5 protein-coding genes are annotated in these 11,013 nt (G+C 72.1%); all 5 read right to left on the reverse strand.

Going from position 1 to position 11,013, the window contains the following annotated elements:
• Nucleotides 1-70: 70 nt before the first annotated feature.
• From JW592_RS06190 to JW592_RS06210, 5 genes are read right to left on the reverse strand one after another with little or no spacing between them, the layout of a single operon-like run.
• Complete coding sequence (locus JW592_RS06190) at nt 71-1,306, reverse strand: ATP-grasp domain-containing protein (protein WP_209263881.1); 1,236 nt, start codon at nt 1,304-1,306, stop codon at nt 71-73.
• Nucleotides 1,303-4,128 (reverse strand): amino acid adenylation domain-containing protein, encoded by a 2,826-nt coding sequence (locus JW592_RS06195; RefSeq protein ID WP_209263882.1) that lies wholly within the window; start codon nt 4,126-4,128, stop codon nt 1,303-1,305. The genes JW592_RS06190 and JW592_RS06195 overlap by 4 nt, the downstream gene beginning before the upstream one ends.
• Before the next feature lie 59 nt (nt 4,129-4,187).
• Entirely contained in the window at nt 4,188-5,066 is an 879-nt protein-coding gene (locus JW592_RS06200) for an SDR family oxidoreductase (RefSeq protein WP_307805305.1), read from the reverse strand.
• Nucleotides 5,063-5,794 carry a thioesterase II family protein gene (locus tag JW592_RS06205; RefSeq protein WP_209263883.1) on the reverse strand — a complete coding sequence of 244 codons (732 nt, stop codon included), beginning with the start codon at nt 5,792-5,794 and terminating at the stop codon, nt 5,063-5,065. The genes JW592_RS06200 and JW592_RS06205 overlap by 4 nt, the downstream gene beginning before the upstream one ends.
• 1 nt (nt 5,795) lies before the next feature.
• On the reverse strand, nt 5,796-10,925 hold the full coding sequence (locus JW592_RS06210) for a non-ribosomal peptide synthetase (protein ID WP_209263884.1): 5,130 nt from the start codon (nt 10,923-10,925) through the stop codon (nt 5,796-5,798).
• Between the last annotated feature and the right edge of the window lie 88 nt (nt 10,926-11,013).

An 11,013-nucleotide genomic window follows, 5' to 3' on the forward strand; every position in this document is an offset into this window, starting at 1 on the left:
GTGCGCCCGGAGCCCAGGGGAGTTCCCCCTCCGGGAGGGAGCCGGTTCCGGAGGGGGAGGACGGTGGCCGTCAAACCGTGGGGGAGCGGCGGTCGGTGAGCGGCCTGAGCACCTCCAGCCGGACGGCCTCGGTGGCCTTGTCGAGGGCGGCATGGCACTCCTGCGGCGTCTCGGCGACCGCCGTCACCAGCGCGTACCTTCCGGCCACCTGGCCGTGCGGCGGAAGCCGCAGCTCCTGGCCCGGCAGGGCGATCGGCAGCGCTTCCGTCACCGCGGGCGGCAGCGCGGCCTGGTCGGTCCGCACCTCGCGGGCGAGGCAGTCCGCCTCCGGGTAGAGGAAGCGCACCCCGGCAGCGCGGCGGCGGTCGGGTCCGAGGTCCGGTTCGACGCCGCAGGCCACCCGCGCCGCGGTCAGCGCCGCGTCGGTGCCGAGTGCCAGCCGGCCGAGGTCCGGAATGCGGTCGCCGCCGATCCGCGCGTTGATCTCCACCACCTTCGGCCCTTCGGTGGTCAGCCGCAGCTCGGTGTGGGTCCACCCGGTGTCGAACCCGACCGCCGCATGCGCCCGCCGCACCACGTCCAGTACCGCGGGATCGTCCTGGAGCGGGTCCGAGCCGTCGACGAGATGGCCCGTCTCCTCGAAGTACGGGGGGAAGCCGCACTCCTTCCGCGCCACGAAGGCCGGCGCCATCCGGCCCCGGTACCAGGCCGCGTCCACGCTGATCTCGGGCCCGTCCAGATACTCCTCGACCAGGACGTCGCCCGGCGCCACCTCCACGGCGCCCGGCGCCGTTGCGCCGCGCGCCAGCCGGAAGCAGCGCGCCAGCCGGTCCGCCGAGGTCACCCGCACCACACCGGTACTCGCGTTGAGCGCGCGCGGTTTGAGAACCAGCGGATAGCCGGTCCGCGCTGCCGCGGCCCGGGCCTGCGGCAGCGAGGTGACCAGCTCCGAGCGGGCCTGTGGGACCTCCGCCGCGTCCAGAGCCGTGCGGGTGGCGCGCTTGTCCCGGCACAGCAGCGCGGCCCGCGAGGTACTGCCGGGCAGACCGAGCAGCTCGGCGAGCTCCGCCGTGTGCACGACGCGGGTGTCGTCCCAGGTGAGCACCCCTTCGACGGCGGGCTTACGGACAGCCGCCGCCATGGCGGCCACATCGGAGGTGTCGACCACCGTGTGCCCCGACAGATACGGCGTCTCCCAGGTGGGCGCACGCTCGGCGAGCAGGTGGATGTCGTACGCGGTGGCGACCGAAGCCAGCAGATACTCGCGGTACACCTGTGAGCCCGCACCGATCAGCACCAGCGTCATGCCGAGACTCCCTCCTGGGCCAGCAGCGGGGCGAGTTGGCGCACAGTGCGGTGCAGATACAGCTGCGGCAACGGGAAGCCCGGCATCCCGGCCGCCTTCAGCGCCGCCAGCAGCCGCACTCCGAGCAGGGAGTTGCCACCGAGCGCGAAGAAGTCGTCGTCCAGGCCGACGCGGAAGCCGAAGACCTCTTCCCACACCGCGCGCAGCCGCGAGGCGACGTCGTCCCCGGCTCCGGCCGGCTCCTCCTCCGCACCGTCGGACCTGCCCTCCAGCGGCAGCGGCAGCCGCTCCGCGTCCACTTTTCCGTTCGGGGTCAGCGGCAGCGCGGGCAGCGCCGTGACGGTGGAGGGCACCATGTGCGCGGGCAGGAAGCGCGCGGCGTGCTGCCGTACCTCCTCCGTGGCGCCCGTGCGCGCCTGATCCGCCACTTCCGGGCGGAGGACGACATAGGCGTCCAGCCGGGCACCGGCCGTGTCCGCCTCCTGGCCCTGGCGCAGCACCACGGCCGCCGCCGTCACCGACGGCGCGTCGAGCAGCCGGGCGCGGATCTCGTCCAGTTCGACGCGGAAACCGCGCAGCTTCACCTGGTTGTCCAGCCGCCCCAGGTGCTCCAGGCGGCCGTCCGGCAGCAGCCGGCCCCGGTCACCGCTGCGGTACATCAGCCCGGGCGCATGCGGATCGGGGACGAAACGCTGTGCGGTCAGCTCCGGGCGGTTGAGGTACTGTCCGGCCACCCCAGCGCCGCCGACGCAGATCTCACCCGGCACACCCGGCGGCAGTGGACGGCCCTCCGGGTCGAGGACGTACACATGCCAGCCGGGAAGGGGCCGGCCCACCGAACGCGAACCGCTCAGCGCCGCACGGCGGTCGACGGTCTGCGCGGTCACATGCACGGTGGTCTCGGTGATGCCGTACATGTTCACCAGACGGCAGTCCCGCTCCGGGTGCCGGTCCAGCCAGAAGCGCAACGGCCGGGTGTCGAGGGGCTCGCCGCCGAAGACGACCAGCCGCACCGAGCCGGTGATCCGGCTCTCCCGGTCGGCCTGTGCCAACTGGGCGAAGGCGCTCGGCGTCTGGCTGAGCACCGTGACCCGCTCCCGCTCCAGCAGCGCGGCGAACTCGGCCGGATCGCGGGACGCCCAGTACGGCACCACCACCAGCTTTCCGCCGGTCATCAGGCAGCCCCAGATCTCCCACACCGAGAAGTCGAAGGCGCTGGAGTGGAAGAGCGTCCACACGTCCTCCCCGCCGAGTGCGAAGTCCCCCTCGGTGGCGGCGAGCAGTGCGGCGACGTTGCGGTGCGGTACGACGACGCCCTTGGGACGGCCCGTCGATCCCGAGGTGTAGATGACGTACGCGGCGCCGTCCGGTGAGACGCGCGGCGGTGTGCCGCTGTCCCGCGGCTGCCCCGGTCCGCGCCGGGCCCGGCCGGGACCGTCCAGCGCGGCGGGGCCGACCAGAAGCACGCCCTCCAGCCGCGGGAAGCTCTCCGACCGAGTGACGACGAGCTGCAGCCCGGCGTCCTCGGCGGTGAAGGCGAGCCGCTCGCCCGGGTACGCGGGATCCATCGGCACGTAGGCGGCACCCGCTTTGAGCACCGCGAGCAGGACCACCACCAGGTCGAGCGACCGCTCCAGGCAGACGCCCACCCGGTCGCCGGGCGCCACTCCGTGACCGCGCAGCCCAGCGGCGTATCTGTCGGCGCGCCGGTCGAGCTGCCGGTAAGTGAGGGTTTCCCCCTCGCAGGTGACCGCGGCCGCGTCCGGGGTGCGCTCGGCACGGCGTCGTACGGCCTCCTCGATCCGCTCCCGGGGCACGGCCAGATCCTGCCCCAGGCCGCCCAGTTCGGCCAGCTCCTGCCGCCGCTCGTCGTCGAAGAGGGACAGTTCGCCCACCGGCGTGTCGGGGGCCGCCGTGACCAGCGCCCGGTGCGCGGTGGTGAGCATGCCGGTGAACCACTCCACCGCCGCGTCGCCGAACGCCGCGTGCCGGTGGACGCAGCTTCCGCTCAGCACGGTGGAGCCGTCGCCGGCGAGGTACAGCGACATCGGGTGCACGGGAGCGAGGAACGGCCTCGATTCGAAGGGTTCGGCCTTCACCCCGTCGCCGCTGATCATCTCGGCCGTCGGAGCGACCGTCAGCCCGACCACCGGGGCGCGGCCCGACCCGGGCCCGGCGCCGCCGGCCACCTCCAGGTACTCCGCCACGGTCTGCGACGGTGCCGCGGAGAACTCCACCGAGTGCTCGGCGTCCCTGCCCACCACCACTTCGGACTGCCCGGTGCAACGGGCGAGCACCAGCCCGAGCGCGGCCCGGAGCAGCGCCTCGGTGGGCACCTCGGCGTGTGCCGGGACCGCGAAGCTCCGGTGCCCCACCGTCGCGGCCCCGGTCTCACCCAGGCCCCACTCCGGCGCGGGGCCACGGTCGAGCTCTGCCAGGGCGGCCCGCAGTTCCGCCTCCCGCTCCGCTGTCTGTTCCGCGGGCCGCACCGAGAGGCCCGCCGCCTCGCCCAGCAGGGCCCTGGCAAGGTCGTACGGCTCGGCCACCGCCCGGTGGGCCACCACGACGAGTTCCTCCGTCCCGTCGGCGTACCGCAGCAGCACCGCCCGTGCCCCCGGCCCGGTGCGTGGGTCGGCCGGCCGGGACATTTCGCGTTCGCGGCGCACCTCGGCGAGCCGGCTGTCGGCGCCGTCGGGGATCTCCTCCACCCACAGCCGTGCGCCGTTCGCGAGCCGTGCCAGATTTCCGCGCAGGCGTTCGGACTCGGCCCCGCAGTGCAGGCGCAGGGCGAGCGCCTGGCAGAGCCTGCCGGTGTCGTTCATCGTCCTCGTCTCCCCGCTGTCCCCGTGATCCCTGCCGTACGTGGTGATTTCGCCGCCGCTCACCGGCTGGTGAACCCGCCGTCCACGGTGACCGTCGAGCCCGTCACCTGGCGCGATGCGTCCGAGCCGAGCCATACGGCGGCTCCGGCCACGTCCTCCGGCTCGATCAGCCTGTTCATCGGCTGCGCGGCCAGGAAGGTCTCCTGGTGCTCGGCAACCGGTACGTCCAAGGAGCGGGCGATCTCGCTGAGCATCCGCCCCTCGGCCGCGTCGTCGTCCCGTACCGAGCCGGGGCACAGCGCGTTGACCCGTACCCCGAAGGGCGCGAAGTCCAGCGCGGCCGATTTGGTCAGCCCGATCAGCGCGTGCTTCGCGGTGACATAGCCCGCGAAGTGCCGGTAGCCGACCAGCCCCGCGGTCGAGGCCACATTGATGATGCTGCCCGCCCGTTGGCCGGTCAGAGCGGCGCCGACCGCGCGGATCATCCGCCAGGCCCCCGACACATCGACATCGAGCATCAGATCCCACTCGTCGGGCGAGATGTTGTGCACGGTCTTGCCCGAGGGCGCCGCGATGCCCGCGTTGTTGAGCAGGATGTCGAGACGCCCGAACCGGTCCAGGGCACCGTCCACCACCGCGCGCACGGCGTCCAGATCGCGTACGTCCGCCTCGGCTGTGGCCACCACGGAGGCGGGGGACAGCTCCCGGCAGAGCCGGGCGGTGTGCGCCAACTGGCCGGCACTGCCCAGCGGATAGGGAACACCGTCCAGGTCGTGGCCGATGTCGGTGAGCAGCAGATCAGCCCCGGCGCCCGCGTACGTCAGTGCGCAGGCCCGGCCGATACCGCGTGCGGCGCCCGTGATCAGCGCTGCCTTGCCCGCGAGCGCTCCCGCTGCGGTGACTCCGTCCGGCAGGGGAGCCGTGAGCGCTCCGTTCACAGCCCCACCCCCTGCGAGGCCAGCTCCTGGTCGAGAAGGCGCACGAGCCCGGCCGGGTCGTCGACCAGATACATGTGCCCGCCCGGCAGTTCGACCTGTCGGCAGCCCTGGGAGGTGGCGCTCTCCCATTCGGCTGCCTGCTCACGGGAGACCAGACCGTCCTCGGCGCCCCGGACCGAGACGACAGGGACGCTCAGCGGCTTCTCGGACGGCGCCAGATAGTTCTCGTGCATCTCCACATCGGCCCGCAGCGGCGGCAGCAGCATCTCCCGCAGTTCGGGGTGTGCCAGCGCGGGGTGGGTGTAGCCGGCGAACTCCTGCACCTGCTCAAGGAACATCTCGTCGGACAGCCCGGTGGCCCGCTTCTCGCGCCGTGTCCACGGCCCGGGTGAGCCGCTGACGAACACCTTGACGACCTGGGGGTGGCCGAGCGCGGCGATCCTGTGCGCCATCTCGTACGCGATCACTGCGCCGAGGCTGTGCCCGAACAGCGCCACGGCGGGCCTGCCGGACAACTGGTCGAGCACCTCGGGCAGCAGCCCGTCCGCCGCGGCCGTCACGTCGGTGTACAGCGGCTCACCGAACCGCTCCTCGCGGCCCGGCAACTGGACCGGTGTGATCAGGACGGTGTCGCTGCCGTACTCCTGGCAGCGGCGGAACGCGGAGGCCCCGGCGCCCGCGAAGGGGAAGCACAGCACGGGGATCGGCCCGGATACGGGAACAGGCATGTCAGCCCTCCAACTCTGCGGCGGACGCCCACGTCCGCTCGATCAGCTCAGCCGTCTGTGCGGGGTTGCCCCGCACGAAGTAGTGGCCGCCGGAGCCGAGTCGGTGGAAGCCCACCCGGTCCGCCACCCGCTCCCAGCAGCGGTACTCCTCGGCCGCGTGCGCCAGGCCGGTGTCGTCCCCGGCGACCACGACGGTGAGCGGCGCCTCGATCCGCCAGCCAGGGTCGTTCTCGGTCAGGTGGATGAAGTAGCGGTAGCCGCCGCACACGTCGTGCCGGAAGAGGTCGCCCATGAACGAGGTGTAGCGGCGGTCGAGACCGTCCATCTCGGTGTAGCCGGTCTCCTCGACCATGTAGGTGATGATGTCGTCGTCGCTCCAGCTCTCGATCATCTCGATCGACTCGCGCATCTCGTCCGCCGACGGCAGCAGCTTGGAGCCGATGAAGACCTGCCGCAGGTCGAACCCGCGCTCCTCCAGGGCCCGCGCCAGCTCGACCGTCACCGCTGCGCCACCGCAGTGGCCCCACAGAATCAGTGGAAGGTCGGCCAGTTCGGGCCTCTGCTCGAGTTGAGCCAGCGTCCGCTCCACCGTCTCGGTCACGTCGGTGAAGCGGCCGGGGCGGCTCGGGCTGTGGCCCGGCGGTTCGAGCCCGTACACCGCGAGATCAGGGGTGCGCTTCTCCACCGCCTCGGCCAGCGGCTTGAAGTTCACCGGATGCCCGCACGGGTACGGCACGCACACCACCGCGGCCTGGGCGCCCTCGGCGGTCGAGGAAAGCAGTTGCAGCAGTTCCTCCTCCTCGCCCTCCACTGTTCCGCCGCTGTCCACCAGCGCTGCCAGTTCGCCCAGCCGGGGCAGACGGGTCAGGTCGGAGAGCGTCACCAGGCCGTCCAGCTCCAGCACGACGCGCAGCGCGGACAGCGAGTTGCCGCCCAGTGCGAAGAAGTCGTCCTCCTCGCCGATCTCCTCCTCGGGCAGATCGAGGACGTGCTGCCAGGCCGCCCTGATCCGCGCGACGGTCGTGTGGGACGCCGACGCGCCCGGCTGCGGGTGCGGTTGCGAATGTGACTGCGGCTGGGGCCCGGACTGCGACTGCGACTGCGACTGCGACAGCGGCTCCGGCCGGCCCCCGGCCGGGGCGTCGCCGTTCAGCAGAGCCAGGTCCTCCTCGGCCAGGAACCGGTGCGCCTCGTGCGGCGCGTCCGGCTCGGCCGCCATCAGCTCCAGGACCCGCACGAAGTAGCCACCGATCCGGTCGATCTGCTCCTCGCCGTACAGATGCGTGTGGTAGTGCAGGCACAGCTGCACCTCGTCGTCGACGAAGCTGCGGGAGAACTCCGTACGGAACGGGAACTCCGTCTCGGAGTCCACCCGCATCTCCAGCAGCGAGAACTCCGGCAGGTGCCGCAGGTTCTTCAGCAGATAGAAGTGGGTGAAGTTGAAAGTGGTCGAGAACAGCTGCCGCTGGGTGGCCAGGTCCTGCTTCATCTGCGCCATCGGGTAGCGGCGGTGGGGCAGCAGTGCCAGCTCCGCGCGGTACACCCGCCGGATCAGCTCGGCCCAGCTGCCCGAGGCCACCTCGACCTGGAACGGCACGGTGTTCAGGTGCAGTCCGAGCGTCGTCTCCGCGTCCGGCAGCTCGGGCCGGCCGCTGTGCTCGTAGCCGGTCATCACCTTCCGCTGTCCCGACACCAGGCTGAGCACCTTCATGTGGGCGGCCAGCAGGACGTCCTTGACCGGTACCGACAGCGCGTCCGCCGTTGCCTCGATGCGCTGGGTCAGCCCCGCCGGCAGCGGTACGTCCCGCAGTACGACACGGAAGTCGGCGGTCTCCACGGCGCCCGGCCTGCGGGGTACGTCGGCCGGGTGCGGATCGGCCATGACCTCGCGCCAGAAATCCCTGGAGCTCTCGGAGCGCAGCGCCTCGGTCTCCAGCCCGACGAAGTTGCGCAGATGGTTGTCGACCGGGCGCACGGTGGTGTCCCGGCGCTCCAGCACCTGGTGGTAGAGCTCGAACAGCTGGGTGTGCAGGAGCGAGATCGACCAGCCGTCGAGCGCCGAATTGTGCTGGCTGACCGTGTAGCGGTACAGCTCGTCATCCAGCACCTGGATGTGCAGGGTGACCAGACCGCCCCGCTCCCACTCGAACCGGCGGGACTTCTCGCGGGCCAGCCACTCCTCGTGCCAGACCTCCTGCGCGGCCCGGTCCAGGTGGCGCAGGTCCTCGATCGTCAGCGGGGGCTCCACCTCGCGGTGCACGATCTGCAGGAACTCGCTGTACCCGGTCAGGTGGTAGGTGGTCCGCAGGATCGGGTGCCGCAGCGTCAGCAGCCGTACGGCCTCGGTGAACGCCTCCGCGTCGAAGGCACCGGTGACCGCGTAGCTGAGCACGTCGTGGTACTGCCCCAGCCCGCCGGTGATCTCGGTCTGGAAGATCAGCCCTGCCTGCAGCATCGAGAGCGGGTAGGCGTCCTCGGCGTCCTCGGGAAGCAGCTCCCTGTCCCGCGGGCCGATCAGCTCGAACGGTCGGAAGGCGCCGCGCGCCGCGACGTCCGGCACGCTCGCCGCCGCCGAGCCGGACTGCTCCTCCATCGACGCCACCAGCAGCGCGATCGTCTGGTGCCGGAACAGCTGCTGGAAGGTGAAGTCCAGCCCGGCCTCACGGGACTTGGCCAGCACGGACACGAAGTGGATCGAGTTGCCGCCCAGTGCGAAGAAGTTGTCGTGCACCCCGACCTTCTCCAGACCGAGCACCTCCCGCCAGATCCGCGCCAGCGCCTCCTCGGTCGCGTTGCGCGGCGCGACATGAGCGGGAGCCTTCTTGCGCAGCGCGTCCGGGCTGCGCAGCGCCGCCCGGTCCAGCTTCCCGTTGGGGGTGAGCGGCAACTCGTCCAGCACCCGTATCCGGCCCGGCACCATGTACGCGGGCAGCGCGGCCCGCAGATGCTCCTTCAGCTCCGCTTCGGTCGCCTGGCCCGTCATCGCGTCGCTGGGCACGACGAAGCCCCGCAACGAGGTCTGCCAGCCGTCGTCGACGGCGACCACGGCCGCCTCCCGCACCCCGGGGTGGGTGCGCAGCCGCTCCTCGATCTCGCCGGGCTCGACGCGGAAACCCCGTACCTTGACCTGCTCGTCGACCCGGCCCAGGTAGTCGAGGCTGCCGTCGGGCAGCCGCCGGACCCGGTCACCGGTGCGGTACAGCCGCTCCTCGCCGGTGGCGGCACGCACCCCGTCACCGGTCACGAACTTCTCCGCGGTCAGCTCGGGCCTGCCCAGATAGCCGCGGGCCACGCCCACACCGGCCACATACAGCTCGCCCGGCACACCCACCGGAGCCTGCCGTCCCTCGCCGTCCAGCACATACAGCCGGACGTTGTCGATCGGCCGGCCGATGGGCAGCCGCGCTCGGCCGGTGAGACCTTCCACGGGCTGGTGGGTGACGTCCACGGTCGCCTCGGTCGGTCCGTACAGGTTGACGAGCCCGGCCTGGGGCACCAGTTCGGCGAACCGGGCCGCCTGGGCGGGAGCCAGCGCCTCACCGCTGGCGAAGACCTGCCGCAGACAGCGGGTCGCGCCGCTGCCGCCGAACCGGTCCAGATGGCCCAGGAACATGCTGAGCATCGACGGCACGAAATGCATCGTGGTCACCCGGTGCTTCTCGATGGCGGCCAGCAGCGCGGCCGGGTCCTTCTCCACACCCGGGGCCGGCAGCGCGAGCGCCGCGCCGGTGAACGACCACCAGAACAGCTCCCACACGGAGACGTCGAAGGAGATGGACGTCTTCTGGAGCACGACGTCGTCCGCGCCGATCGGATAGGCGCGCTGCATCCACAGCAGCCGGTTGACGGCGCTGCGGTGCTCGACCAGCACGCCCTTGGGACGGCCGGTCGACCCGGAGGTGTAGATGACGTAGGCGACATCTTCCGCGCCGCCGGTCTCCCGGAGCGGCTCAGCGGACGCCGCGTAGGACGCCGGGTCCTCGATGTCCAGGACCGGGGTGGAGCCCGCCAGCGCCTTGAACCTGCTCTGGTGGAGGGCGAGCCCGGCCGCGCTGTCGGTGAGCAGGTGGTCGATGCGGGCCTGCGGATACGACGGGTCCACCGGCAGGTAGGCGGCGCCCGCCTTCAGCACCGCCAGCACGGCCGTCAGCAGCTCGGGGGAGCGCTCAGTGAGCAGCGCCACGACCGAGCCCGGGCCGATGCCACGCTCCCGCAGAGTGCGCGCCAATCGGTTGGCGCGCGCGTCGAGCCGGCCGTAGGTGACGGTGCCGTCCTCCGTCAGCAGCGCGGGTGCCTCCGGGGTGCGCGCTGCCTGCTCGGCGAAGAGTCCGTGCAAGGTGGCGTGCGTGTCGAAGCCGCGCTCGGTGGAGTTGGCCGCCGCGACGGTCTTCTCGTCCTCGGCCGTCCACAGTTGGATGGTCTGCACCGGCCGGTCGGGCTCGTCCGTGGCCTTTTCCAGCAGAAGGGCGTACTGGGCGCCTACGAGGCGCACCGATTCCTCGGCGAAGCGGTCGGTGGCGTACGCGAGGGTGAGCGACAGTTCACCGTGCCGCCGGGCGACGTTGACCATGACGCCGGGCGCCACGAACCCCGGCTCATGGAAGCCGTCGAGCGCGAGACCGGTGTCGAAGGCCCCGGGGCGCCCCAACTCGGTGGCGAGGGAGGCCACGTCGCAGTTCTGGTGCCGCTCGGCCTCCCGCAGGGCATCGCCCACCCGGGTCAGCAGCTGACGCAGTGACCCGGACGGGTCCGTACGCATCAGCAGTGGACCGGCGGCGAACCGGGCGATGGCGCCCCGCTTCGGCAGGGCGACGGCCACCTCCTCCTGGCCGGTGCAGCGGCCCAGCAGTGCGGCCAGCGCGGAGGCGAGAACGACGCAGAGCATCTCGGGGCGGCCGCGGCTTATGCGGTCCAGTCGCCCGGTGAGGGTGCTGCCCAGGGTGACCGTGAGAGTGGCGTGGCGCCCGGCGCTGTCGTCCGCGTCCGCCGCCGGGGTGATGTCCGGGGTCGTGGGGGGACGGAAGTCGGGCAGGAAGCCGGAGGTCTCGGCGAGTGCGGCCAACTGGGATCGCCAGTACGCGGCCTGCGGGGTGGGTGCGGAGGATGCTGCTTCGGATGCGAGCAGAGGCATGGATGTCTCCTGCACTTGTGGTGAGAAGCCCACTCGAAGGGCTGGAACGGCTCGGTGAGCGGAGGCGGCCCGTCGAGCGAAGGTGGGT

The organism is Streptomyces spirodelae (assembly GCF_017676385.1).
In the GTDB taxonomy this organism is placed as follows: domain Bacteria; phylum Actinomycetota; class Actinomycetes; order Streptomycetales; family Streptomycetaceae; genus Streptomyces; species Streptomyces spirodelae.